Source organism: Pantoea sp. CFCC18179, from assembly GCF_059412405.1.
The window spans coordinates 254,344-277,744 of the sequence record NZ_JBNBPM010000004.1 but is presented as its reverse complement, the minus strand read 5'-3'; the positions used below and the strand labels follow the sequence as shown (position 1 = coordinate 277,744).

General features: G+C 54.8%; 28 protein-coding genes. 14 read left to right on the top strand and 14 right to left on the bottom strand.

The annotated features are described in order from the left end of the window. Positions 1–2 precede the first annotated feature (2 nt). From ACPUC7_RS10815 to fepD, 3 genes are read right to left on the bottom strand one after another with little or no spacing between them, the layout of a single operon-like run. Positions 3–800, bottom strand: a complete 798-nt coding sequence (locus tag ACPUC7_RS10815; RefSeq protein ID WP_494922924.1) for an ATP-binding cassette domain-containing protein — start codon at positions 798–800, stop codon at positions 3–5. Continuing rightward, entirely contained in the window at positions 797–1,768 is a 972-nt protein-coding gene (gene fepG / locus ACPUC7_RS10810) for an iron-enterobactin ABC transporter permease (protein ID WP_494922923.1), read from the bottom strand. The genes ACPUC7_RS10815 and fepG overlap by 4 nt, the downstream gene beginning before the upstream one ends. After that, complete coding sequence (gene fepD / locus ACPUC7_RS10805) at positions 1,765–2,754, bottom strand: Fe(3+)-siderophore ABC transporter permease (RefSeq protein ID WP_494922993.1); 990 nt, start codon at positions 2,752–2,754, stop codon at positions 1,765–1,767. The genes fepG and fepD overlap by 4 nt, the downstream gene beginning before the upstream one ends. A 140-nt stretch (positions 2,755–2,894) precedes the next feature. Here fepD and entS point away from each other — a divergent pair, with 140 nt between their 5' ends. Continuing rightward, positions 2,895–4,139, top strand: coding sequence for an enterobactin transporter EntS (gene entS, locus ACPUC7_RS10800; protein ID WP_494922922.1), 1,245 nt, complete (start codon positions 2,895–2,897; stop codon positions 4,137–4,139). Here entS and fepB read toward each other — a convergent pair. Continuing rightward, the gene (fepB, locus tag ACPUC7_RS10795) at positions 4,134–5,099 is read right to left on the bottom strand and encodes a Fe2+-enterobactin ABC transporter substrate-binding protein (RefSeq protein WP_494922921.1); all 966 of its coding nucleotides are present in this window, start codon (positions 5,097–5,099) and stop codon (positions 4,134–4,136) included. The two genes, entS and fepB, sit on opposite strands and share 6 nt — an antisense overlap. Before the next feature lie 176 nt (positions 5,100–5,275). Between fepB and ACPUC7_RS10790 the strand changes: the two genes are divergently transcribed. The 5 genes from ACPUC7_RS10790 to ACPUC7_RS10770 are packed head-to-tail and all read left to right on the top strand — an operon-like array spanning position 5,276 to position 10,132. Next, positions 5,276–6,457, top strand: a complete 1,182-nt coding sequence (locus tag ACPUC7_RS10790; RefSeq protein ID WP_494922920.1) for an isochorismate synthase — start codon at positions 5,276–5,278, stop codon at positions 6,455–6,457. A 10-nt stretch (positions 6,458–6,467) separates the two neighbouring features. Further along, positions 6,468–8,084, top strand: a complete 1,617-nt coding sequence (locus tag ACPUC7_RS10785) for a (2,3-dihydroxybenzoyl)adenylate synthase (RefSeq protein WP_494922919.1) — start codon at positions 6,468–6,470, stop codon at positions 8,082–8,084. 18 nt (positions 8,085–8,102) lie between these two features. Continuing rightward, entirely contained in the window at positions 8,103–8,957 is an 855-nt protein-coding gene (locus tag ACPUC7_RS10780) for an isochorismatase family protein (protein WP_494922918.1), read from the top strand. Beyond that, entirely contained in the window at positions 8,954–9,712 is a 759-nt protein-coding gene (gene dhbA / locus ACPUC7_RS10775; RefSeq protein WP_494922917.1) for a 2,3-dihydro-2,3-dihydroxybenzoate dehydrogenase, read from the top strand. Before ACPUC7_RS10780 ends, dhbA begins: the two co-directional genes overlap by 4 nt. Positions 9,713–9,715: 3 nt before the next feature. Then, a complete protein-coding gene (locus ACPUC7_RS10770; protein WP_494922916.1) occupies positions 9,716–10,132 on the top strand; it encodes a hotdog fold thioesterase in 417 nt (138 codons plus the stop codon). A gap of 55 nt (positions 10,133–10,187) precedes the next feature. Here ACPUC7_RS10770 and cgtA read toward each other — a convergent pair whose 3' ends face one another. The 3 genes from cgtA to rplU form a co-directional block, all read right to left on the bottom strand. After that, on the bottom strand, positions 10,188–11,363 hold the full coding sequence (gene cgtA / locus ACPUC7_RS10765) for an Obg family GTPase CgtA (protein WP_494922915.1): 1,176 nt from the start codon (positions 11,361–11,363) through the stop codon (positions 10,188–10,190). Between the two features lie 237 nt (positions 11,364–11,600). Then, positions 11,601–11,858, bottom strand: coding sequence for a 50S ribosomal protein L27 (gene rpmA / locus ACPUC7_RS10760; RefSeq protein WP_009092448.1), 258 nt, complete (start codon positions 11,856–11,858; stop codon positions 11,601–11,603). Positions 11,859–11,873: 15 nt separating this feature from the next. Beyond that, the gene (rplU, locus tag ACPUC7_RS10755) at positions 11,874–12,185 is read right to left on the bottom strand and encodes a 50S ribosomal protein L21 (RefSeq protein ID WP_007886644.1); all 312 of its coding nucleotides are present in this window, start codon (positions 12,183–12,185) and stop codon (positions 11,874–11,876) included. A 253-nt stretch (positions 12,186–12,438) separates the two neighbouring features. Between rplU and ispB the strand changes: the two genes are divergently transcribed. Further along, entirely contained in the window at positions 12,439–13,410 is a 972-nt protein-coding gene (gene ispB / locus ACPUC7_RS10750) for an octaprenyl diphosphate synthase (protein ID WP_494922914.1), read from the top strand. A gap of 231 nt (positions 13,411–13,641) precedes the next feature. After that, on the top strand, positions 13,642–13,923 hold the full coding sequence (locus ACPUC7_RS10745) for a helix-turn-helix domain-containing protein (protein WP_343554244.1): 282 nt from the start codon (positions 13,642–13,644) through the stop codon (positions 13,921–13,923). 66 nt (positions 13,924–13,989) lie between these two features. Here ACPUC7_RS10745 and murA read toward each other — a convergent pair whose 3' ends face one another. From murA to mlaF, 7 genes are all read right to left on the bottom strand, one after another. Next, positions 13,990–15,249 (bottom strand): UDP-N-acetylglucosamine 1-carboxyvinyltransferase, encoded by a 1,260-nt coding sequence (gene murA, locus ACPUC7_RS10740; RefSeq protein WP_343554243.1) that lies wholly within the window; start codon positions 15,247–15,249, stop codon positions 13,990–13,992. A gap of 46 nt (positions 15,250–15,295) precedes the next feature. After that, complete coding sequence (ibaG, locus tag ACPUC7_RS10735; RefSeq protein WP_008104351.1) at positions 15,296–15,553, bottom strand: BolA family iron metabolism protein IbaG; 258 nt, start codon at positions 15,551–15,553, stop codon at positions 15,296–15,298. A 114-nt stretch (positions 15,554–15,667) separates the two neighbouring features. Further along, complete coding sequence (gene mlaB, locus ACPUC7_RS10730) at positions 15,668–15,973, bottom strand: lipid asymmetry maintenance protein MlaB (protein ID WP_343554242.1); 306 nt, start codon at positions 15,971–15,973, stop codon at positions 15,668–15,670. Next, positions 15,973–16,608, bottom strand: coding sequence for a phospholipid-binding protein MlaC (gene mlaC / locus ACPUC7_RS10725; protein ID WP_494922992.1), 636 nt, complete (start codon positions 16,606–16,608; stop codon positions 15,973–15,975). Before mlaC ends, mlaB begins: the two co-directional genes overlap by 1 nt. A gap of 18 nt (positions 16,609–16,626) precedes the next feature. Beyond that, complete coding sequence (gene mlaD, locus ACPUC7_RS10720) at positions 16,627–17,169, bottom strand: outer membrane lipid asymmetry maintenance protein MlaD (protein ID WP_343554241.1); 543 nt, start codon at positions 17,167–17,169, stop codon at positions 16,627–16,629. Positions 17,170–17,173: 4 nt separating this feature from the next. Continuing rightward, entirely contained in the window at positions 17,174–17,956 is a 783-nt protein-coding gene (mlaE, locus tag ACPUC7_RS10715; protein ID WP_343554240.1) for a lipid asymmetry maintenance ABC transporter permease subunit MlaE, read from the bottom strand. A 4-nt stretch (positions 17,957–17,960) separates the two neighbouring features. Beyond that, complete coding sequence (mlaF, locus tag ACPUC7_RS10710) at positions 17,961–18,776, bottom strand: phospholipid ABC transporter ATP-binding protein MlaF (RefSeq protein WP_343554239.1); 816 nt, start codon at positions 18,774–18,776, stop codon at positions 17,961–17,963. A gap of 227 nt (positions 18,777–19,003) precedes the next feature. Here mlaF and ACPUC7_RS10705 point away from each other — a divergent pair, with 227 nt between their 5' ends. From ACPUC7_RS10705 to lptB, 6 genes are read left to right on the top strand one after another with little or no spacing between them, the layout of a single operon-like run. Next, positions 19,004–19,987: a calcium/sodium antiporter gene (locus ACPUC7_RS10705; protein ID WP_494922913.1), complete on the top strand. Its 984-nt coding sequence runs from the start codon at positions 19,004–19,006 to the stop codon at positions 19,985–19,987. Positions 19,988–20,000: 13 nt separating this feature from the next. Next, entirely contained in the window at positions 20,001–20,981 is a 981-nt protein-coding gene (gene kdsD / locus ACPUC7_RS10700; RefSeq protein ID WP_494922912.1) for an arabinose-5-phosphate isomerase KdsD, read from the top strand. Between the two features lie 13 nt (positions 20,982–20,994). Beyond that, positions 20,995–21,561, top strand: coding sequence for a 3-deoxy-manno-octulosonate-8-phosphatase KdsC (gene kdsC / locus ACPUC7_RS10695; protein WP_343554236.1), 567 nt, complete (start codon positions 20,995–20,997; stop codon positions 21,559–21,561). Continuing rightward, positions 21,558–22,136, top strand: coding sequence for an LPS export ABC transporter periplasmic protein LptC (lptC, locus tag ACPUC7_RS10690; RefSeq protein ID WP_343554235.1), 579 nt, complete (start codon positions 21,558–21,560; stop codon positions 22,134–22,136). Before kdsC ends, lptC begins: the two co-directional genes overlap by 4 nt. Beyond that, positions 22,105–22,659 carry a lipopolysaccharide ABC transporter substrate-binding protein LptA gene (lptA, locus tag ACPUC7_RS10685; RefSeq protein ID WP_343554234.1) on the top strand — a complete coding sequence of 185 codons (555 nt, stop codon included), beginning with the start codon at positions 22,105–22,107 and terminating at the stop codon, positions 22,657–22,659. The genes lptC and lptA overlap by 32 nt, the downstream gene beginning before the upstream one ends. A 5-nt stretch (positions 22,660–22,664) precedes the next feature. Further along, positions 22,665–23,390, top strand: coding sequence for an LPS export ABC transporter ATP-binding protein (gene lptB, locus ACPUC7_RS10680; RefSeq protein ID WP_008104371.1), 726 nt, complete (start codon positions 22,665–22,667; stop codon positions 23,388–23,390). The last annotated feature ends 11 nt before the right edge of the window (positions 23,391–23,401 follow it).

The following is a 23,401-nucleotide window of genomic DNA, read 5'->3' as shown; positions in this document are numbered from 1 at the left end:
TCCTAGCGCCCGCTTCCCAACGGCACAATCATCGGCGTATGCGCCACCGGATCATCAACAATCACGCAGCGTAAGCCATACACCTGCTCAATCAACTCAGGCGTAACAATCTCCGCCGGTTTCCCCTCAGCGACAATCTTGCCAGCGCGCATCGCAATCAAATGCGTAGCATAACGACAGGCGTGATTGAGATCGTGCAGCACCACCACCAGCGTGCGCCCATGTTGCTGGTTCAATTTCTGCATCAACTCCAGCAGCTCAATTTGATGGGTGATATCCAGCCAGGTGGTCGGCTCATCCAGCAGCAGCAACGGCGTTTGCTGCGCCAGCACCATGGCAATCCACACGCGCTGGCGCTGCCCTCCCGATAAGGTATCCACAGCTTGCTGCGCCAAATCTGCCACACCGGTTGCCTGCATCGCTTGCTGCACCGCCATTTCATCCTCTTCACGCCAACGACCAAACAGCGCCTGATGCGGATAGCGTCCACGCGCCACCAACTCGGTTACGCTGATGCCCGCTGGAGCATTGGAACTTTGCGGCAGCAAACCCAGACGCCGCGCCACCTCTTTGGTGGGATAACGGGCAATCGCCTCGCCATCCAGCAGCACTTCACCTTTGATTGGCGTGTGTAAACGACTTAGCGTTCGTAGCAGCGTCGATTTACCACAGGCGTTGGGGCCAATAATCACCGTTAGCTCACCTTCGGGGATCGCCACCGACAGATTTTCTGCCACCACTTTTTTGTCGTAGCCCAGCGTCAGGTTATCGCCGCGCAGACGTGAAGGAATATCAATCATTGGCGTCGCGCCTCCCGCACCAGTAAAGCAATCAAGTAAATTCCGCCGAGGCTGACGGTAATCACGCCGACCGGCAATTGATAGGGCAAGAACAGATGCTGTGCGGCGAAGTCCGCGGCGATCAGCAACAGCGCACCACACAGTGCCGCCAGCGGCAATCCACCGCCGAGACGACGGGCAATTTGCGGTGCCAGTAGTGCAACAAATGAAATCGGGCCGACCAACGCCGTCGAAGCCGCGGTTAACACCACGCCAATCAGCATCAGCCACATCCGGCTGCGTTCCACCGGCACGCCGAGCGCGCACGCTGTATCGTCGCCCATCTCCAGCAAACGCATACGTCGCGCCAGTAATGCCGTCAGCGCCAATGCCAGCAACAGCACCACAATCACCGCTGGCGTTTTCGCCCACGTAATGCCGTTGAGCGAGCCGGCGCTCCATAAACCGGCACTCAGCGCCGATTCCAGCGATGCACTGATAATCAGCCATGCATTCAACGCCATTAGCAACGCACGCACGCTGATGCCAACAATGATCAGACGGAAAGTTTCCACGCCGTTACGCCAAGCAAACAGATACACCAACGCCGCAGTCGCGATGCCACCGATTAGCGCCGCGCTGGTCATCGCCGTAATACTTTGATTGAACAGCACCAGCGCCACCAGCACACCGCTGTAAGCGCCAGTATTGAAGCCGAGAATATCTGGGCTGCCGAGCGGATTTCGCAGCAACGACTGGAAAATGGCCCCGCTGATACCGAGCGCGGCGCCAATCAGCAATGCCATCAACACGCGCGGTAAGCGCCATTCCAGCACGATCAGTTTGACGTTGCTGGCACCTCCGCCAGTCAGCATTTGCCAGATCTGTTCGCCGCTGATCGGCAACGCGCCGCGCGTCATCGCCAGATAAGCCAGCCAGCCGCAGGCAAGCAACAGCCATAATGCATGTATCCCGGCGCGGCGCGTCATAAGCCACCTCGCCCTAATTTGCGCCGCACCAGCACAATCAGCATCGGCGCACCAAGCATCGCGGTGACGATGGAAACCCGCAACTCGCCCGCCACCAGCAAACGGCCAATAATATCCGCCGCCAGCAACAAAATGGGCGTGATCAGCGCCGTGGCAGGCAGCATCCAGCGATGATCGTTGCCCACCAACCAGCGGGCAAAATGCGGCGTCATCAAGCCTATAAAGGCTATCGGGCCAACGGCGGCTGTCGCTGCGCCGCACAGCAACGCAATGGCCAGCAATCCCAGCAGTTGCGTGCGTGCCACCCGCGTGCCGAGCGCGGTCGCCATGTCGCCGCCCATGCTCAAACTGTTCAGCGCCTGCGACAGACAAATCGCCAGCACGCTGCCGACCAGTACTGCCGGGAACAAGGTGCGTAACACGGCAAAATTGCGGATATCCAGCGAACCGCTGTGCCAGAAGCGCAAATGATCATAGATGTCGGGATTGAGCAGCGAGAGACCCGAGGTTAATCCTTCCAGCACCGCCCCCAACGCCACGCCCGCTAACGTCAGACGCACCGGATTAACGCGCCCGCCGCCAATCGCACCAGTCATCGCCACCAGCAATGACGCCAGCAGCGCGCCGCCAAAGGCGAAACCAAGCCAATCCGCTGGAGAGTCAGCACCAAATAGCGCAATGCCAATCACCACCGCGAAACTGGCACCGGCGTTGATACCCAGAATGCCGGGATCGGCCAGCGGGTTGCGCGTCAGGCTTTGCATCAATGCGCCAGCCAAGCCCAGCGCGACGCCCGCCAGCAAACCGGCTAGCGTGCGTGGCAGGCGCGCATCGCGCACAATCACACATTCCGCACTGTGACAGGAGGTGGTAAGCGAATGATAAACATCGGGAAGCGGTATCGATTTTGCCCCCAGCATCAGGCTGAGAGCGATAAGGAGCATTAGCAGAATCCCTGAACCTGCCAATGCGCGGAACTGGCGCATAGCGTCTAAACCTTCAATGTTCAACATCGTTACCTGGGTAACGCAATTTGATAATGGTTATCGTTATTACTCGCGTTTAGCTATGTTACCATGACTCGCCTCGCGGATGATGAGGAAAATTGGTGCAATAAGGCGACGACATGAACAAATCCTCCCACTTTATCGATCTCACACTGCTGAAAACCCATCCGGCTTTTCGCGCGGTATTTATTGCGCGTTTTATCTCAATCGTTGCGCTCGGCATGCTCGCCGTGGCGGTGCCGGTACAAATTCAGCACCTGACAAATTCGCCGTTATTAGTGGGATTGGCGGTGACATTAGCCGCGTCTGGCATGTTTATCGGCTTATTAGTTGGCGGCGTATTAGCTGATCGCCATGAACGTAAAAAGCTGATTCTGATAGCGCGTTCCACCTGCGGCTTAGGCTTTATTGCACTGGCGATCAACGCTGCGCTGCCAGACCCCTCATTAATCGCCGTCTATTTGCTCGGTTTCTGGGATGGCTTTTTCGGCGCAATTGGCGTTACCGCGCTGTTGGCGGCGACTCCAGCGTTGGTTGGGCGGGAAAACATCATGCAAGCCGGTGCCATTACCATGCTGACGGTACGCTTCGGCTCAATTTTATCGCCCGCGATTGCCGGGCTGGTGATTGCGCACGGCGGCGTGACCTGGAACTACGCGCTGGCGGCGTTTGGCACGCTGCTGACGGTGTTAACCCTGCTGAAATTACCGACGTTGCCGCCTCCGCCACAGCCGCGCGAGCATCCACTGAAATCGCTGGCGGCCGGCGTGCAGTTTCTGTTTGCCAGCCCGATTGTCGGCATGGTGGCGTTGATTGGCGCATTGGTGACTTTAGCCAGCGCGGTGCGCGTGCTTTATCCCTCATTAGCACCACATTGGTCAGTCAGCGCTGACCAGCTTGGTTTGATGTACGCCGCGGTGCCGCTCGGAGCCGCTGTCGGCGCATTCACCAGTGGCAAGCTGAAACACGCCGCGCGTCCGGGCCAATTGGTGTTGAGCAGCGCAATAGCGGCATTTATCGCCCTCGGCTTGTTCAGTTTGATGCCCAATCTGCCGCTAGCGCTGCTGTGTTTAGTGGCATTCGGCTACTTCAGCGCCATCAATAGCCTGGTGCAATACGCCATGATTCAGGCGCTAACGCCAGACCATTTATTGGGCCGCATTAATAGCTTATGGACCGCGCAGAACGTCACCGGCGATGCGTTGGGTGCGGCGGTAATTGGCGCGATGGGATCGTGGTTGCTGCCCGCGCAGGCCGCCGCTGTGTTTGGCTGCGCGGCGGCGCTGCTTGGCATCGTGATGTGGTTGGTGATGGGACGCTTACGTCGTTACGCTCCGCCAGAGCTAGCGGAACAGCCATCATGATTTAACGAACAGTTTCTCTAGACGCGCGAGCAAATTGCTGGCGCTGTAGTAATCGAGGCGGAACGAATCCACGCCCAGCGAGTAAACCTGCTTACCCTGCACCGCGGCGTTTTGTGCCAGGAACGGATTACTCAGCACCGATTGCGTGGTTTTGTCGTCGGCGGCAAACAGCAGGAAGGTTTTACCAGACAGTCCGCTGGCGACGTTTTCGCCCGATAGCTGAATGATGTCTTTACGCTGCCCCATGCTGTGGCCCTGCTGCACGCTAGCTGGTGGCTTCGCCAGCGTGAAGCCGAGTTGTTCCAGCAACTTGCCCTGCGCCGATGCAGCGGTCCACAGATTGACCGCGCGCCCGTCGCCATTCCACACCATGGCGGAAACCGGCTGCGGTGGCAGCGAGATGGCTTTTTTCAGCGCCATTTCGCGATCGTCGAAGGCTTTGATGCGCTGCGCTGCCTGCACTTCGTGACCGGTGGCTTTGCCTAACAGCGTAACGACATCCTGCCAGCTTTTGTCGTCGTAATTGACCACCAGCGTTGGCGCGATAGCAGAGAATTGATCGGCAAGTTTGATCGCTGAATCGTTGCCGGTAGCGCTGACGATAATCAGGTCCGGCGCTTCAGCCGCCACAGCTTCAGCGTTGGGTTCGCCGATGTAAAGGCGCTTAAGTTGCTGCTGTTTAGCGACATCGCTCCATTGGCGGAAGAAACCCTGATCGTCAGCCAAACGGCTGTTGGGCGCAGTGGCGCCAGACGCAATGACCGGCGCATCAATCGCCAGCAGCGATCCGGTTAAGGTGACGCTGGTGGAAACAATGCGCTGCGGCGCCTGGTTTAGCGTGAGGGTTCCGTTGGCACCTTGCAGCGTGCGCGGCCAACCTTGCTCGGCATGCGCCACGCTGGTGAAAGTCTGGAAAACACACAATAGGGCTGCAATGCCCCAAAAGCCGCATTTATTCATAAGTTTTGGTCCACTTTTTAGCATATTGCCCTGGTCAGCTTGAGTACCCGATTACGCTTAAACGCGGTGGAAATCCCGCGAATGGATTGACACGTTTGCCCAATCGACGTAGGTTACAGGCCAATAATAAAAATGATAATCATTCTTAATAATCTTATCATTTATAGGTGAAAATTATGGTGGAATCTTCCACGTTTGAAAATGCCTGGCTGAAGGATTATTCCGCGTTATGCCGTGGCTTCCTGTTTACCTCGCCGTGGCGCAGTTTGGCGACGCAAGGCTGCTATACCACGATTACCGCGCCGGTCAATGATGCTGCCTCGCTGCACGGTGAGTTCCAACAACAGTTGCGTCAGCACTTTGCGGCGGCAAAAAAACAGGGCATCGCCAATCCGATTCTGGTCGGCGCCATCCCCTTTGATGTCAGCCAACCAGCGGCGCTGTTTATTCCTGAATCGCATCAGATGTTTAACCGCGCCGACCTGCAAAATGCGCTGCCCGCCAATCTCAACGACTTGCCGCAGGTACGCCGACGCGCTGCGGTGCCGGAACACGATGTGTTCGTCAAGATGGTGGCGGATGCGGTGGCTGCCACGCAGCGCGGCGACCTCGACAAAGTGGTGCTGTCGCGCTTGATGGATATCGTTACCGATCAGCCGGTGGATACCGCTGCGCTGATGCAACGCGTGATTGCGCAAAACCCCAATAGCTACCATTTCCATCTGCCGCTGCCACAAGGCGGTGCGCTGATTGGTGCCAGCCCAGAGCTGATGCTGCGCAAGCAAGGGCGCGATTTCAGTTCTTGTCCACTCGCCGGGTCGGCACGTCGCGATCATCGCGATGCTCAGCAGGATCGTGCCGCTGGTGAATCGTTGATGGGTTCGGGCAAAGATCGTCACGAACATAAGCTGGTCACCGATGCCATGCGTGACACGCTGCAAACACGCAGCCGCGTGTTGTCGGTGCCGACCATTCCATCGTTAATCACCACCGCCACCTTGTGGCATTTGGCAACGCAGATCGACGGCGAAGTACGGGATGAAGCAGAAAATGCGCTGTCACTGGCCTGCTTGTTGCATCCAACGCCGGCGCTGAGCGGTTTCCCACATCAACGTGCACAGCAGTTGATTCAACAGCTGGAACCGTTTGATCGTCAGTTGTTTGGCGGCATCGTCGGCTGGTGCGATAGCGAAGGTAACGGCGAATGGGTGGTGACGATTCGTTGCGGCACCGTGCACGGCTCGCGTGTGCGTCTATTTGCGGGTGCAGGCATTGTGGCCGACTCGCAACCCGAATCTGAGTGGCGCGAGACCGGCGTGAAGCTGGATACCATGTTGCGCGCTTTTGGACTGCAATAAAGGAAACCGCATGAGCATTCCCTATACCCGCTGGCCGGATGATCTGGCTGCGCGCTATCGTGACAAAGGCTATTGGCTAGACGTGCCGATGACCGACATTCTGGCGCGCCATCAACATAACGATGCCATTGCCGTAATTGATGGCGATCGCCAAATCAGCTACCGCGAAATGGATACACTGAGCAGCAACCTCGCCGCCGCATTGCAACGTCGCGGCCTGCAAAATGGCGATACCGCATTGGTACAATTGGGCAACGTGGCTGATTTCTATATCACGGTGTTTGCGCTGTTCAAGTTGGGTGTGGCCTCGGTGTTCGCGCTGTTTAGCCATCAACGCACCGAACTCAGTGCTTATGCCGCGCAGATCAAACCGAAATTATTGATCGCCGATCGCAGCCACGCGTTGTTTGCGGATGATGCGTTTATCAGTACGCTGTGCGCAGCGCAGCCTGCGCTGCAACAGGTGATTCTGCGCAATGACTATAAGCCAGAAAACACCCTGGAATCCTTGATGGCGGAAGTGGCAGGTGATTACCACGCCACGCCAACCGCTGCCGATGAAGTGGCTTTTTTCCAGTTGTCCGGCGGCAGCACCGGCACGCCAAAACTGATTCCACGCACCCATAACGACTATTACTACAGCATCCGCGCCAGCGATGAGATTTGCCAGATTACTGCCGAAACCCGCTATCTCATCGCCCTGCCCGCACCGCATAACTTCGCCATGAGTTCACCCGGTTCGCTTGGCGTGTTTTACGCCGGTGGACAAGTGATTTTGGCTGCCGATCCGAGCGCTACGCAGTGTTTCCCGTTAATCGAGCAACATCAGGTCACCGATACCGGTTTGGTACCGCCAGCGGTCAGTTTGTGGCTGCAAGCGATTCAGGAATGGGGCAGCAATAAACAGCTGGCTTCGCTGCAACGCATTCAGGTCGGCGGTGCCAAGTTAGGTGAAACGCTGGCGGCGCGCATTCAATCTGAGATTGGCTGCCAGTTGCAGCAGGTATTTGGCATGGCGGAAGGTCTGGTGAATTACACCCGCTTCGGCGATGACGAGAAAACCATCCTCACCACCCAAGGTCGCCCCATTTCCGAGGATGATGAAGTCTGGGTGGCGGATGAACACGGCAACGCGCTGCCGACCGGCAGCATTGGTCGCCTGATGACGCGCGGCCCGTACACCTTTCGCGGCTATTACAACAGCCCGGAACACAATGCCGCCAGCTTCGATGCCAACGGTTTCTACTGTTCCGGCGATCTGATTGAGATCAACGCCCAAGGCTACATCACGGTGCAAGGACGCGAGAAGGATCAGATCAACCGCGGCGGCGAGAAGATCGCGGCGGAAGAGATCGAGAATCTGTTACAGCGCCATCCTGATGTCATCCACGCCGCGCTGGTATCAATGAATGATGAGTTGATGGGTGAAAAGAGCTGCGCCTTTATTGTCGCCAGCCAACCGATTAAAGCCGTGGCGCTGCGTCGCCATCTACGTGAACTGGGCGTGGCCGAGTTCAAATTACCCGATCGTATTACCTGCGTAGATGCCCTGCCGCTGACACCCGTCGGCAAGGTGGATAAAAAACGTTTACGCCAACAGCTTGCCGATCAACAAGCGCAAGCCTGACCTGCTCCGGAGATTGTAATGGCTATTCCAAAACTCACTGCTTATGCGCTGCCTGCGGCGACCGAACTGCCTACCAACAAGGTGAAATGGACAGTTGAACCGCAACGGGCGGCGTTGCTGATCCACGATATGCAGGCTTACTTCCTCAATTTTTGGGGCGAAGACAGCCCGCTGGTGAAGCAGGTGGTGGAAAACATCGCGCGCCTGCGTGCGTACTGCAAAGCACAAGGCATTCCGGTGTTTTATACCGCTCAGCCCAATGCGCAGAGCGATGCCGATCGTGCACTGCTCAACGATATGTGGGGACCGGGACTGAATAAACATCCTGATCAGCAAAAGATCGTGGATGCGCTCGCGCCGGATCAGGACGACCAGGTGCTGACCAAATGGCGTTACAGCGCCTTTGTGCGTTCGCCGCTGGAATCGATCCTGCAAGAAATGGGGCGCGATCAGTTGATCATTACCGGCGTGTACGCACACATCGGCTGCCTGACTACCGCTACTGACGCCTTCATGCGTAACATCCAGCCATTTATGGTGGCGGATGCGCTGGCCGACTTCACACGTGAAGAACACATGATGGCGTTGACGTATACCGCAGGTCGCAGCGGCAAAGTGGTGATGACCAATGAGCTAATGCCGTTACCGCTGAGCAAAGACGCGTTGCGCGCATTGATTCTGCCGCTGCTGGAAGATGACGAGGTGCCGGAAGATGATGAAAATCTGATTGATTACGGCCTGGATTCAGTGCGTGTGATGGCGCTGGCAGCGCGCTGGCGTCAGGTGCACCACGATATTGATTTCGTTAGCCTGGCAAAAAATCCCACCATTGATGGCTGGTGGGCACTGCTTTCACGAGTGCCAGCCAAATGAGTACGACATTCGATTTCAGTGGAAAGATTGTTTGGGTAACCGGCGCGGGAAAAGGCATTGGTTATCATACTGCGTTGAGTTTCCATCAGGCTGGCGCGCAGGTGATCGGCTTTGATCTGCGTTTTGATCAGGCCGATTACCCCTTTACCACCCAGGTTTTGGATGTGGCGAATGCGACAGAAGTCAAAGCGGTTTGCCAGCGTTTGTTGGCAGATCAACCGCGGTTGGACGTGTTGGTGAACGGTGCCGGGATCCTGCGCATTGGCAGCACCGATGCATTGTCGTTCGACGACTGGCAAGCGTGCCTGACAGTGAATGCCGGTGGCGCATTCAACCTGTTTCAGCAGACCTTGCCGGTGTTTCGCCAGCAGCGCGCGGGCGCGATTGTCACCATCGCGTCTAATGCCGCGCACGCGCCGCGTCTCGGCATGTCGGCGTATGGCGCTTCGAAAGCCGCGTTGCGCAGCTTGTGCCTGACGGTGGGTTTGGAAATGGCGCCGTTCGGCGTGCGCTGTAACATCGTGTCGCCGGGTTCAACCGACACCGATATGCAGCGTAGCTTGTGGCATACGCCAGAAGCCGAGCAGGAGATGATCAACGGCTTCCCGGATCAGTACAAGCTGGGGATCCCGCTGCGTAAGATCGCCAAACCACAAGAGATCGTAGCGAATGTGATGTTCCTCGCCTCGGATCTTGCCAGCCACGTGGTGTTGCAGGATATTGTGGTCGATGGTGGCGCAACGCTGGGATCTTAATAGATGGCAATTTGGAAACGTTCGGTCGATCTTGAAACGCTAAATCAGCTTGGTGACAACTCGCTGGTGTCGCATCTCGGCATCATGTTTACCGTGATCGGCGAGGATTACCTCGAAGCGACGATGCCGGTGGATGCACGAACGCAGCAGCCGTTTGGCCTGCTGCACGGTGGCGCTTCCGTGGTGCTGGCGGAATCGATGGGTTCGATTGCTGGCTATCTCAGCATCGAGGAAGGCAAAAGCGTGGTCGGCATTGAAGTAAGCGCCAGCCATCATCGTGCAGTAAGCAGCGGTGTAGTGCGCGGGATTTGCCGCCCGCTGCACCTTGGCGCGCGCAATCAAAGCTGGCAGATTGAGATTCGTAATGCCCGCGATCAACTGTGCTGTAGTTCGCGATTGACGGTGGCGGTGCTAGATTAGCTATTTGAAAAAGCGCATAAAAAAAGCGGCCATCTGGCCGCTTTCTCGTGGGTGATTAACGCTGGTAAATGATTTCGACGCCTTCGTCGTCCTCTTCGTCCCAGTCATCATCCCAATCGTCGTCTTCTTCCACTTCCTGCGCCGTTTCCATCGCTTCACGGTGATAGTCATCCCACATGAAGGCGACTTTCTCCGGCTCTTTGGCTTCTTCTTCGGCTTCTTTTGGATTCTCGATGATAAAGCTCATCACATCCCAGCAAAGATCTTTCACGCCATCATGGCTAGCCGCAGAAATCAGGTAGTATTTCTCTTCCCAGCCCAATGCTTCCGCTACCGCTTTGGCGCGGCTTTCCGCTTCTTCGCGGCTCAGCAGGTCACATTTGTTGAACACCAACCAACGTGGCTTCTGGAACAGTTTGTCGCTGTATTTTTCCAGTTCGCCGAGAATGATGCGGGCATTTTCTACCGGATCAGATTCGTCGATTGGGGCCAGATCGATGAGGTGCAACAGCACGCGGCAACGCTCAAGGTGTTTCAGGAAGCGAATACCCAAGCCTGCGCCATCCGCAGCGCCTTCAATCAGACCAGGAATATCGGCGACCACAAAGCTCTTTTCGCTGTCCATACGCACCACGCCAAGGCTTGGTACCAAGGTGGTGAACGGATAATCCGCCACTTTTGGCTTCGCGGCAGAGACCGAACGAATAAAGGTCGATTTACCGGCGTTAGGCAAGCCGAGCATGCCCACGTCAGCCAACAGCATCAGTTCCAGTTGCAGATCGCGCTTTTCGCCCGGTGTGCCCATGGTTTTCTGGCGCGGTGAACGGTTAACTGATGATTTGAAACGGGTGTTGCCCAAACCATGCCAGCCGCCTTTCGCGACCATTAGCTTCTGCTCATGGCGCGTCATGTCGCCCAGCGTTTCGCCTGTACCTTGGTCAATAACGCGTGTACCGACCGGCACTTTAACAATGATGTCTTTACCACGTTTGCCGGTGCAATCACGGCTCTGGCCATTCTGACCACGTTCTGCGCGGAAAGACTTTTCAAAGCGATAATCGATTAGGGTGTTGAGGTTTTCATCCGCCAACAGATATACGTCGCCGCCGTCGCCGCCGTCGCCGCCATCTGGACCGCCTCTTGGAATATATTTTTCACGGCGGAAGCTTACGCAACCGTTGCCGCCATCACCCGCGACCGCAAGGATCGTCGCTTCATCTACAAACTTCATTTTATTTCTCCGTCACGCTGTCGTTCGCGGCAGCATGCAGGCTGCGAACGGGTCCGCCAGGGTCTTCTGCGCTGACCGACGGCGGATAATACAAGATTGGCAAAGCCAAGAGTACATAAATTGTACAACAACTGCGCTGCAACGTCGCTGTTAACCAGCAGAATGTAAAAAGCCCCGCAAAGCTGCGGGGCCTTTCATTCGTGTATTCAGACGGTAAACGTCTGCAGCACGACAACCTTACTCAGCAACGATGCTGATATATTTACGGTTGTTCGGGCCTTTTACTTCGAATTTAACTTTGCCGTCTGCGGTAGCAAACAGGGTGTGGTCACGACCACAACCTACATTGCTGCCTGCGTGGAATTTGGTGCCACGCTGACGAACGATGATGCTACCTGCCAAAACAGATTCGCCACCGAAACGTTTTACACCCAGACGTTTTGCGTTGGAGTCGCGACCGTTACGGGTCGAGCCACCAGCCTTCTTATGTGCCATTTGTCAGATCTCCTCTTACGCGCCGATCACAGTGATTTTCACATCTGTGAACCACTGACGGTGACCAGCTTGCTTACGGTAGTGTTTACGACGACGAAACTTAACGATTTTAATTTTCTCGCCACGACCGTGAGCAACAACTTCTGCTTTGATCACACCGCCTGAAACCAGTGGCGCGCCGATTTTCACGTCTTCGCCATTTGCGATCATCAGAACCTGGTCAAACTCAATGGTTTCACCGGTTGCGATGTCCAGCTTTTCCAAGCGAACGGTCTGACCTTCGCTTACTCGGTGTTGTTTACCACCACTTTGGAAAACCGCGTACATATAAAACTCCGCTTCTGCGCGTGCCTTTCTTGTTGATCAGGCGGCGCGATAAATATTCACAATAGGGCGCGAATTCTACGCAATACTCCAGCAGAAGACAAGAGCACTTTGCACTCTCTTGCAGAAAAAAAGCGCAAGGCGAATGCAAACGTTTCGCAACCCGTTTTTTCAAGTACAATCAGTAACAGATTACCTGAACTCACGCTGTGTAAAGCGCTTACCATGCAAAAAACGAGTAAAGCTGAAAAGACGAATGAACTTAGAACAGATTAACGAATTAACCGCGCAGGACATGGCGGCCGTCAACCAGACCATCCTCGAACAGCTGAATTCAGAAGTCTCACTGATTAACCAGTTAGGCTATTACATCATCAGCGGCGGGGGAAAACGCATCCGTCCGATGATCGCTGTGCTTTCAGCACGAGCACTGAATTATCAGGGAACGTTGCATATTACCAATGCGGCGCTGATCGAATTTATCCATACGGCGACGCTGCTGCACGATGATGTGGTGGATGAATCCGATATGCGCCGTGGCAAAGCCACCGCCAATGCGGCATTCGGCAATGCAGCCAGCGTGTTGGTCGGCGATTTCATTTACACCCGCTCATTCCAGATGATGACCAGCATGGGATCCTTGAAGATCCTTGCGTTAATGTCGGAAGCGGTGAATGTGATCGCCGAGGGTGAAGTGTTGCAATTAATGAACTGCAACGATCCCGACATCACCGAAGAAAGCTACATGCGGGTGATTTACAGCAAAACAGCCCGCTTGTTCGAAGCTGCTTCCCAAGCCTCTGCGATCCTGGCCGATGCCACACCCGCGCAGGAAAAAGCCTTGCAGGATTATGGGCGCTATCTTGGCACCGCTTTCCAGTTAATTGACGATTTGCTGGATTACAGCGCAGATGGCGAAACGCTGGGTAAAAACACCGGCGATGACCTGAGCGAAGGCAAGCCAACGTTGCCATTGCTGCATGCCATGCACAATGGTACGCCTGAACAGGCGCAGATGATTCGTAAAGCCATCGAAGAAGGCAATGGCCGCCATTTGCTGGAACCCGTTCTGGCTGCAATGCAGCAAACCTGTTCTCTGGAATGGACGCGCAAACGCGCTGAAGAAGAGGCGGATAAAGCCATCGCTGCATTACAAGTGTTGCCAGAAAGCCCGTGGCGCAGTGCGCTTGAAGCGCTCGCGCATATGTCAGTACAACGCGACTTCTAATCTTTTAAGGGGCCAACTCTGGCCCCTTTTCTGCTTCACCCTTCTCCTCTTTCGCTTACATCCATTGCATCGCTTTTGCGAAAAGCGGCGCACTTTCGTGCAGTTGCTAAACAATAACTGGAAACTTATAGGAATCATTTGCTATAAAAACGCAGGTTTTTTCCAGATATCTCTGCGACGGGAAATTTTCAGCAGAGATGAAGCAGTAACACGGACACGGAGAGAAAAGTTATGTACCCAAGGAAAGAGGATTGGCATCCGGCAGATATCATTGCTGCGCTGCGCAAGAAAGGCACGTCGCTGGCGGCATTATCACGTGACTCAGGATTGAGTTCGTCAACGCTGGCGAATGCGCTCTCAAGGCCCTGGCCGAAAGGTGAGTGGCTGATTGCTAATGCGATCAAAGTCCATCCGTCAGAGATCTGGCCAAGCCGCTACTTTGATCCTGTCACCAGTCGATTACTGGATCGCAAGAAACGCATACGATCGCCAAAGGATCGCAAAGAGATCTAGCAATATGCAGATGAAAAAAAACCAGCCGCGTTGCCGTGACTGGTTTTTTAATGCTCAAAGCCGAGATTACTCGCCGCTTACGCGCTCGATATTCGCACCCATCGCTTTCAATTTGTCTTCGATGTGCTCATAGCCGCGATCGATGTGATAGATACGATCAACCAACGTAGTGCCTTCGGCAATACAACCCGCCAGCACCAAACTCGCTGATGCACGCAAATCGGTGGCCATGACCTGCGCGCCCGACAGCGTTTCAACACCGTGACAAATCGCCGTGTTGCTCTCGATTTCCGCATGTCCACCCATACGAATCAGTTCAGGGATGTGCATGAAGCGGTTTTCAAAGATGGTTTCGGTGATAACACCCGTACCTTCCGCCACCATGTTCAGCAAGGTGAACTGTGCTTGCATGTCAGTTGGGAAGCCCGGATGTGGCGCAGTGCGGACGTTAACCGCTTTTGGCCGCTTGCCGTGCATGTCGAGGCTGATCCAGTCTTCACCGGTTTCGATTTCAGCACCGGCATCACGCAGCTTGGCCAGTACCGCATCCAGCGTATCGGGTTGCGCTTTATGGCAAACCACTTTGCCGCGTGAAATCGCGGCCGCCACCAGGAAAGTCCCGGTTTCGATGCGATCTGGCAACACGCGATATACGCCGCCGCCCAGACGTTCAACACCTTCAATGGTGATTTTGTCGGTGCCCGCACCGCTAATTTTTGCACCCAGCGTGTTGAGGAAGTTTGCCGTATCGACAATTTCCGGCTCACGTGCCGCATTTTCAATAATCGTGGTGCCGGTCGCTAACGTAGCGGCGCTCATGATGGTCACAGTGGCACCAACGCTCACTTTGTCCATCACGATGTGGGCGCCTTTCAGGCGACCATTAACTGACGCCTTAACGTAGCCTTCTTCCAGTTTGATTTCCGCACCCAGCTGTTCCAGACCAGTAATGTGCAGATCGACCGGACGCGCACCGATGGCGCAACCGCCCGGCAGCGAGACCTGGCCCTGACCAAAACGTGCCACTAATGGACCCAGCGCCCAAATCGAAGCACGCATGGTTTTCACCAGATCGTAAGGCGCACTGAAAACATTAACTTCGCGAGCATCAACGTGGACCGAACCATTGCGCTCGACGCGCGCACCCAGCAGATTCAGCAGCTTCATGGTGGTATCGATATCACGCAGCTTCGGCACGTTCTGAATCTCTACCGGCTCTTCAGCCAGCAGGGCAGCAAACAGAATCGGTAACGCAGCATTCTTCGCCCCGGAAATGGTCACTTCACCACTTAAACGAGTGGGGCCTTGCACACGAAATTTGTCCATTAACACGGCTCTCAATTATCTATCAACAAAACAACCGGTGAAGCACTTAGAAACCGTTGAGTTTACGGTCGCGCGCCCACTCGGCTGGGGTATAAGTTTTGATGGAAACCGCATGAATACGGTTATCCGCAATGTATTCCATCAGCGGCGCATACACAGCCTGCTGCTTCTTCACGCGACTCAGTTCGCCGAACATTTCACCCACCGCGATGACCTGAAAATGACTGCCATCGTTGCTGAGTACGTGTACTTCTTCTAATGCCAGCGCCTGCATCAGCACGGCTTGAACTTCACTATTTTCCATCGCTCGTTGCTTCACTTAATAATAATAAGGCTGCCATCTTAGAGGAAAGCGCCTGACTCTTAAATACGCAAAAGCCCCTGAAAAAATCAGGGGCTTAGCATCGACAACCGAAGATCAGGCGATTTTTTCCGCAGAAACAATAATCTGCTGTAAGTTGTACAGCGTAATTAATGACTGGAGTTTATCGGAGATCCCGGTGAAAAGCGGTGCGCTACCTTGCGCGCGCGCGATTTCGCGCAAATGCACCAGCAGCGCCAAACCAGATGAATCCACCCTTTCCAGCGCCGCGACATCAATGGTGTTGATGTCCACCATCGCGGTATCACGCTCGTGCCACAAAGTTAGCAAGGTATCACGATCTAATTTGCCGCTTAACGCCAGCGTGCTGGCAGTGCGCTGCCAGCGTAACGGTTCGCTCATTATTGCTTTTTATCCAGGGTGATCGGCTGAGCAGCATAGGTTTTCAACTGCGCGGTCAGGCCATCAATGCCTTTAGTACGCAACAAGTCGCCCCACTCATTCTGTTTGGTGGTGATCATGCTGATCCCTTCGGCCACCATGTCATACGCCTGCCAGTTGCCAGTTTGGCTGTTCTTACGCCATTGGAAATCAAGGCGCACCGGCGGGCGACCATTAGGATCAACGATAGTGACGCGAATCGCCACGATATTGGCATCACCCAGCGGCTGCTCTGGCTGAATCTGATAAGTCTGACCGTTGTACAGCGCCAGCGCCTGGCCATAAGCCTGCGCCAGATAATCACCGAAAGCCGCAAAGTACGCTTCACGCTGAGCCGGTGTGGCATCACGGTAGTAGCGGCCCAGCACCAATGCGCCAGCGTATTTCACCTGCACATAGGGCATTAATTCCTGACGCACGATTTCGCGCAGATAGTTCGGATCTTGTTTGATCTTCGGCTGTTCATTCTTCAGACGCGTGAAGGTCTTCGCCGCCGCTTCGTCCATCTGCTTATAGGGATTGCTCTGGTCAGACGCCGCGTTGGCAGCCAGCGGTACGATTGCCAACATGGCAACCATCAGTAAACGTTTAAACATCATGTTTTACCTCGTAAGTTATTCCGTTGTTGCAGGTGCTGCGGGTGCAGGCGCGCTCTCTGCACCTTGAGATTTATCGTCGTTTTTATTATCGCCGCTCTTATAGAGGAATTGGCCGATCAAGTCTTCCAGCACCAACGCCGATTTGGTATCGCGGATGGTGCCGCCATCTTTCAGCATCGCCGAACCTAATTCGGGATCGTCAAAACCTAAGTTGAGCGCCAGGAACTGCTCGCCGAGCAGCCCTTGGGTGCGGATGGCCAGTGAACTGGTATCCGGAATCTTGTTGGCGTAATCCTCGCTGATATCCATGGTGATGCGCGGCGACAAGGTTTTCTCGTCCAGAGAGATGTCGGCTACGCGTCCCACCAATACACCACCGATTTTAACCGGGGAACTGACTTTCAAACCGCCGATGTTATCGAAGGTGGCATACAGCTTCCAGGTAGGTTGCGTACCAAATGATTTGAGGTCGGCAACGCGCAGTGCGAGGAACAACAATGCCAGCAGTGCCGCCAGCATGAAGACGCCAACCCAGATTTCGTTTTTCTTGCTTTGCATTGCATCAATTCCCAAACATCAGTGCTGTCAGCACAAAATCCAAACCGAGTACCGCCAGTGAAGCATGCACCACGGTACGCGTCGTCGCCCGACTGATTCCCTCAGAGGTCGGGATGGCATCATAGCCATTAAACAGCGCAATCCAGGTTACCGTGACGGCAAAGACCGCGCTTTTGATAATGCAGTTAACGACATCAGAGCGGAAATCGACCGCATTCTGCATCGCCGACCAGAAGAAGCCAGGATCGATTCCCTTCCAGCTCACGCCGACCAGCGCGCCACCCGCCACACCGACGGCGGTGAAGATCAGCGCCAGCAACGGCATGCTAATGAAACCGGCCCAGAAACGTGGCGAAACCACGCGACGCAGCGGATCAACCGCCATCATCTCCATACTGGAGAGCTGTTCTGTGGCTTTCATCAGACCGATTTCAGCAGTCAGCGCCGAACCAGCACGCCCCGCAAACAACAATGCCGTGACCACTGGACCCAGTTCACGCAGCAGCGACAGCGCTACCAACATGCCAAGGCTAGTTTCCGCATTGTAAGTGGTTAACACCAGATAGCCCTGTAAACCCAGCACCATGCCGATGAACAGGCCGGAAACCACGATGATCAACAGCGACAACACGCCCACGCTGTACAGCTGTTTTACCAGCAGCGGGGCATGGCGACGAAACGCCGGTTTGCCCACCAGCGCATGAAATAGCATGAGGCCTGCGCGGCCAAAAGCGGCACAAGTGTTAATTCCCTGACGTCCTAATGACGCCAGCGCCCGTAACAACATCAGCTTACGTTCTCCCTGCGCGGGTTAAGTCGCTGAGGTAATCCCCAGCGGCAAAACGGAACGGAACTGGGCCGTCCGCATGACCCTCGATAAACTGGCGCACACGCGGATCGGGATTCTCCCTCAGTTCCGGTGCACTGCCCTGAGCAATAATTTTTTGTCCGGCAACAATATAGGCATGATCGGCAATGCTCAATACCTCAGGCACATCGTGTGAAACCACAATGCAGGTTAGGCCCAAGGCATGGTTGAGTTCATCAATTAACTTTACCAACACGCCCATGGTGATCGGGTCCTGGCCGACAAACGGCTCATCAAACATGATCAGCTCTGGTTCAAGCGCAATCGCACGCGCCAGTGCCGCACGGCGCGCCATCCCGCCAGAGAGTTCAGCCGGCATCAGCTTAGCCGCGCCGCGCAAACCAACCGCTTCCAGCTTCATTAATACCGTGCTGTGCAGTAATTCTGGCGGCAACTGCGTATGCTCACGTAACGGCCAGGCAACGTTTTCGTAGACGTTAAGGTCGGTGAAAAGTGCCCCTGACTGGAACAACATGCTCATCTTTTTACGCACTTCATACAATTTAGTGCGGGAAAGCGTCGGGATATTGTGTTCGCGGAACCAAATCTCGCCTTTGTCAGGCTGCAATTGCCCGCCGATCAGACGCAAGAGCGTGGTTTTACCAATGCCAGACGGTCCCATAATTGCGGTCACTTTACCGGCAGGCACGGTTAACGAGATGTCGTCGAAGATGGTACGATCTCCGCGCGTGAAACTGACGCCACGAACCTCAACCAGATTCGTTTGCTGCTGGATCATCTTTACCTCTTTATGCGGGTCGGGCGTTTTCAAAGCGATGGATGTTAGCCTGTTAGCCCCAAATGCACGATAGTTTTACAGAAACTTACCCACTTGGTGTGGCGAAAACGGCCTTAAAATTTACTTTTGCCTCTCAGACAGTCAAAATCAGCGCCTGTTACCGCGTGCAGACTGTATTTCGCTGTCGGACAAGGTTCGCCGACACATCCATCCATCAAGGATTTTTAATGTTCGTAGCTTCTGCCTTGCTGTTTATCGGATTGATTTTATTGGTTTACGGTGCCGACCGTTTGGTGTTTAGCGCCGCGATCCTCTGTCGATCCTTTGGCATCCCGCCGCTGATCATTGGCATGACGGTGGTCAGCATTGGCACATCACTGCCGGAATTGATTGTCTCGTTCTCAGCCGCGCAGCATGGACAGATGGATTTAGCCGTTGGCACCGCGCTGGGTTCCAACATAACCAACATTCTCTTGATTCTTGGTGGCGCCGCACTGCTGCACCCCTTAACGGTACACTCCAATCTCATTCGGCGCGAACTACCATTAATGCTGCTAGTCTCACTGCTCAGCGGCATCATGCTATTTGACAACTATCTCAGCCGACTCGATGGTGCAGCACTTTTGCTGATTGCATTGGGTTATTTGCTGGTGGTGATACGCATTGCCCGCCGCGCGGAACGTGATAATAACGACACCTTGACCCGCGAACAGTTGGCCGAACTGCCGCGCGATGAAGCCGGAAATACCGTGGCCTTTTTGTGGCTGGCGGTGGCGCTGATTATTCTGCCGATGTCGACGCGTATGGTGATCGACAATGCCACCGTGTTTGCTGACTACTTTGGCGTGAGCGAACTGGTCATGGGTTTAACGCTGATTGCGGTCGGCACCAGCCTGCCAGAACTGGCTACTGTGGTCGCGGGCGCATTGAAGGGTGAAGACGATATCGCCATTGGTAATCTGATCGGCGCCAATATTTTTAACCTGGCGATTGTGCTCGGCCTGCCTGCGTTAATTCATCCGGGCAGCGTTGATCTGCATGCCTTCGCACGTGATTACTGGGTGATGCTCGGCGTGAGCGTGCTGTTCGCCCTACTTTGCCTACTGCGTAAGCGTCGCATTGGACGCACCGCCGGCATTTTATTGTTAACGGGATTTGTCGTATGGGTTCTGTGGCTGTGGCTCAGCCCTACGCTTCTCGCAAGTTATTAAGGACGGACTGACCATGTCACATCAGCAACCGGATTTCGACTTCCAGCAAGCGGGCAAAGCCGTGCTGCGCATTGAGCGCGAAGGGCTGGAGCAACTTGATCAATATATCAATGATGATTTCAGCCGCGCCTGCGCGATGATCTTCGCCTGCCGCGGCAAAGTCGTGGTGATGGGCATGGGAAAATCCGGTCATATCGGCAAAAAGATGGCGGCGACCTTTGCCAGTACCGGTACGCCGGCCTTCTTTGTTCATCCCGGTGAAGCCAGCCACGGCGATCTCGGCATGGTCAGCACCAATGACGTGGTCATTGCGATATCCAACAGTGGCGAATCCGGTGAGATTCTGGCGTTGATTCCCGTGCTTAAGCGCCAGAAAGTGCAGCTCATCTGCATTACCGGCCGCCCGGAAAGCGCCATGAGCCGCGCCTCGGACGTGCATCTCTGCGTAAACGTGCCGCAGGAAGCGTGTCCGCTTGGCCTTGCGCCCACCACCAGCACCACCGCGACGTTAGTGATGGGCGATGCCCTTGCGGTGGCGTTGCTGGAAGCGCGCGGCTTTACGCAGGAAGATTTTGCCTTGTCGCATCCCGGCGGCGCGTTGGGACGCAAACTGCTGCTGCACGTTAGCGATATCATGCACAGCGGCGATGAAATTCCGCATGTCAGCCGCGATGCTTCGATGCGCGATGCACTGTTGGAAATCACCCGCAAAAACCTCGGCTTGACGGTAATTGTCGATGACCTGATGAAAATCGAAGGCATCTTCACCGATGGTGACTTACGCCGCGTGTTCGATATGGGCATCGATTTCCAAAAGGCCAGCATTCAGGATGTGATGACCAGCGGCGGCATTCGCGTAAGGCCGAATATGCTGGCAGTTGATGCACTGAATCTGATGCAAAACAAAAACATCACCGTCCTGCTGGTCGCCGATGACGATCGCCTGCTCGGTGTGGTACATATGCATGACATGCTGCGCGCTGGCGTAGTTTGAACGGGAACAAAAAATGAGTGCTGAAACCGCGATGGTCGAGACCTGCTACGGCCCGGTAAGCGCAGCCGTAATGGCGCGGGCCGCGCAAATTCGCCTGCTGATTTGTGACGTCGATGGCGTGATGTCAGATGGCGTGATTTATATGGGCAATAGCGGCGAAGAGCTTAAGGCGTTTAACGTGCGCGATGGTTATGGCGTGCGATGCCTGCTGACCTCCGGCGTCGAAGTGGCTATTATTACCGGCCGCAAAGCAAAACTGCTGGAAGATCGCTGTAAGACGCTCGGCATTACGCATCTTTACCAGGGGCAATCGGATAAGCTTTTGGCCTGGCGTGAACTCCTGGATAAACTGTCACTCACTGCCGATCAGGTGGCCTACATTGGCGATGATCTGATTGACTGGCCGGTAATGGCGCAAGCAGGTTTGAGTGTGGCGGTGGCCGATGCCCACCCAATTTTGCTGCCGCGCGCGCATTACGTTACGCGTATTGCCGGTGGTCGTGGCGCAGTGCGTGAATTGTGCGATCTGATTTTGATGGCACAGAACAAATTTGAGGATGCCAAAGGGCAATCTATATGAGTAAGAGCAGGCGTTGGATGACGCTGATTCTGGCCTTGATCGCCCTGGTGCTGATCGGCTGGAATCTCACCAACCAGGATGACAATAAAACGCCGGTGGCGACCAACGATCAAGAGCCGACGTACACCAGCGAAAAATCCAATACGGTGGTATATAACCCGACGGGCGCGCTGGGCTACAAACTGATCTCGGATAAAGTGACCTACTTTTCTGCCGATGAGGTAAGTTGGTTTGATAATCCGGTCATGACCACCTATGACGAAAATAAAGTGCCAACCTGGTCAGTACGCTCCGATAAAGCCAAGCTGACGAAAGATCGCATGCTTTATCTTTATGGTCATGTTGTCGTTAATACGTTGACTCAGGATTCACAACTTGAGCGTATCCTTACCGATAACGCGCAGGTTAATTTGGTCACCCAGGATGTGACGTCTGACGATCAAGTCACCCTTTTTGGCCGCAGTTTTAATTCCACTGGCACGAAGATGCGCGGCAACTTACGGACGAAGAATGCTGAGCTGCTTGAAAAGGTCAAAACTTCCTATGAAATCCAAAATGAACAAAAACAGCCTTAAGTTATTGCTGGTGAGTACGCTGCTGGCGACGAGTTTACCTGCACTGGCGTTGACCGGCGATTCAGACAAACCGGTTAATATCGATTCCGTTAATCAAGCATTGGACCTGCAAGGTAATGTCGCGACCTTCACTGGCAACGTGATCGTTACTCAAGGTTCTATCAAGATCACCGCGGATAAAGTGGTGGTCACGCGTCCAGGTGGCGACAGCAAAAAAACCATCGTGGATGCTTACGGTAATCCCGCCACTTTCTATCAAATGCAGGACAGCGGCAAACCAGTGCAGGGTCACGCTTCGAAACTGCATTACGAATTGGCCAACGATTTTGTTGAATTGACCGGCAACGCTTACATTCAGCAGCTGGACAGCAACATCAAAGGCGACCGCATCACTTACCTGGTGAAAGAGCAGAAAATGCAGGCTTACAGCCAGGGTGAGAGCAAGCGTGTGACCACCGTTCTGGTACCGTCGCAGCTGCAGGATAAAAACGGTTCGTCTGCGAGCCCTAAAAAGAGTAATTGATTGCTATGGCCACACTGATCGCTGAAAACCTGGCGAAAGCCTACAAAGGCCGCCGCGTGGTGGAAGATGTTAGCCTGCAGGTGAAATCCGGCGAAATTGTCGGCCTGCTTGGCCCAAACGGTGCCGGTAAAACCACCACCTTTTACATGGTTGTGGGCATTGTGCCGCGCGATGCCGGCCGCATCGTGATTGATGACGAAGACATCAGTATTCTGCCGCTGCATGCCCGTGCACGTCGCGGTATCGGTTATCTGCCGCAGGAAGCGTCAATTTTCCGTCGCTTGAGTGTTTACGACAACCTGATGGCGGTTCTGCAGATTCGTGATGACCTGACGGAAGAACAGCGTCAGGATCGCGCCAACGAACTGATGGAAGAGTTCCACATTGGGCATTTGCGCGACAGCATGGGGCAAGCGCTGTCAGGTGGTGAACGTCGTCGTGTGGAAATCGCCCGCGCGCTGGCCGCCAATCCGAAATTTATCCTGCTGGATGAACCTTTTGCCGGGGTTGACCCGATTTCGGTTATCGATATCAAGAAAATCATCGAGCATTTGCGTGACAGCGGCCTTGGCGTGCTGATTACTGACCATAACGTGCGTGAAACCCTCGCCGTGTGTGAACGCGCTTATATCGTCAGCCAGGGCCATTTAATTGCCCATGGCACGCCTGATGAAATTCTTGTAGATGAGCAGGTTAAGCGTGTTTATTTGGGCGAAGAGTTCAGACTCTGATAAGGTGTCGT

Coding starts and splice junctions, on each gene's coding strand:
- fepG (WP_494922923.1), bottom strand. CDS start 1,768: ATGACGCGCCGCGCCGGGATACATGCATTATGGCTGTTGCTTGCCTGC.
- kdsC (WP_343554236.1), top strand. CDS start 20,995: ATGAGTGCTGAAACCGCGATGGTCGAGACCTGCTACGGCCCGGTAAGC.
- lptA (WP_343554234.1), top strand. CDS start 22,105: ATGAAATCCAAAATGAACAAAAACAGCCTTAAGTTATTGCTGGTGAGT.
- lptB (WP_008104371.1), top strand. CDS start 22,665: ATGGCCACACTGATCGCTGAAAACCTGGCGAAAGCCTACAAAGGCCGC.
- lptC (WP_343554235.1), top strand. CDS start 21,558: ATGAGTAAGAGCAGGCGTTGGATGACGCTGATTCTGGCCTTGATCGCC.
- ibaG (WP_008104351.1), bottom strand. CDS start 15,553: ATGGAAAATAGTGAAGTTCAAGCCGTGCTGATGCAGGCGCTGGCATTA.
- ACPUC7_RS10790 (WP_494922920.1), top strand. CDS start 5,276: ATGGTGGAATCTTCCACGTTTGAAAATGCCTGGCTGAAGGATTATTCC.
- mlaE (WP_343554240.1), bottom strand. CDS start 17,956: ATGTTGTTACGGGCGCTGGCGTCATTAGGACGTCAGGGAATTAACACT.
- fepB (WP_494922921.1), bottom strand. CDS start 5,099: ATGAATAAATGCGGCTTTTGGGGCATTGCAGCCCTATTGTGTGTTTTC.
- dhbA (WP_494922917.1), top strand. CDS start 8,954: ATGAGTACGACATTCGATTTCAGTGGAAAGATTGTTTGGGTAACCGGC.
- ACPUC7_RS10780 (WP_494922918.1), top strand. CDS start 8,103: ATGGCTATTCCAAAACTCACTGCTTATGCGCTGCCTGCGGCGACCGAA.
- ispB (WP_494922914.1), top strand. CDS start 12,439: ATGAACTTAGAACAGATTAACGAATTAACCGCGCAGGACATGGCGGCC.
- mlaF (WP_343554239.1), bottom strand. CDS start 18,776: ATGATCCAGCAGCAAACGAATCTGGTTGAGGTTCGTGGCGTCAGTTTC.
- ACPUC7_RS10770 (WP_494922916.1), top strand. CDS start 9,716: ATGGCAATTTGGAAACGTTCGGTCGATCTTGAAACGCTAAATCAGCTT.
- mlaC (WP_494922992.1), bottom strand. CDS start 16,608: ATGTTTAAACGTTTACTGATGGTTGCCATGTTGGCAATCGTACCGCTG.
- ACPUC7_RS10745 (WP_343554244.1), top strand. CDS start 13,642: ATGTACCCAAGGAAAGAGGATTGGCATCCGGCAGATATCATTGCTGCG.
- ACPUC7_RS10785 (WP_494922919.1), top strand. CDS start 6,468: ATGAGCATTCCCTATACCCGCTGGCCGGATGATCTGGCTGCGCGCTAT.
- fepD (WP_494922993.1), bottom strand. CDS start 2,754: ATGCGCCAGTTCCGCGCATTGGCAGGTTCAGGGATTCTGCTAATGCTC.
- entS (WP_494922922.1), top strand. CDS start 2,895: ATGAACAAATCCTCCCACTTTATCGATCTCACACTGCTGAAAACCCAT.
- cgtA (WP_494922915.1), bottom strand. CDS start 11,363: ATGAAGTTTGTAGATGAAGCGACGATCCTTGCGGTCGCGGGTGATGGC.
- rplU (WP_007886644.1), bottom strand. CDS start 12,185: ATGTACGCGGTTTTCCAAAGTGGTGGTAAACAACACCGAGTAAGCGAA.
- kdsD (WP_494922912.1), top strand. CDS start 20,001: ATGTCACATCAGCAACCGGATTTCGACTTCCAGCAAGCGGGCAAAGCC.
- rpmA (WP_009092448.1), bottom strand. CDS start 11,858: ATGGCACATAAGAAGGCTGGTGGCTCGACCCGTAACGGTCGCGACTCC.
- ACPUC7_RS10705 (WP_494922913.1), top strand. CDS start 19,004: ATGTTCGTAGCTTCTGCCTTGCTGTTTATCGGATTGATTTTATTGGTT.
- murA (WP_343554243.1), bottom strand. CDS start 15,249: ATGGACAAATTTCGTGTGCAAGGCCCCACTCGTTTAAGTGGTGAAGTG.
- ACPUC7_RS10815 (WP_494922924.1), bottom strand. CDS start 800: ATGATTGATATTCCTTCACGTCTGCGCGGCGATAACCTGACGCTGGGC.
- mlaB (WP_343554242.1), bottom strand. CDS start 15,973: ATGAGCGAACCGTTACGCTGGCAGCGCACTGCCAGCACGCTGGCGTTA.
- mlaD (WP_343554241.1), bottom strand. CDS start 17,169: ATGCAAAGCAAGAAAAACGAAATCTGGGTTGGCGTCTTCATGCTGGCG.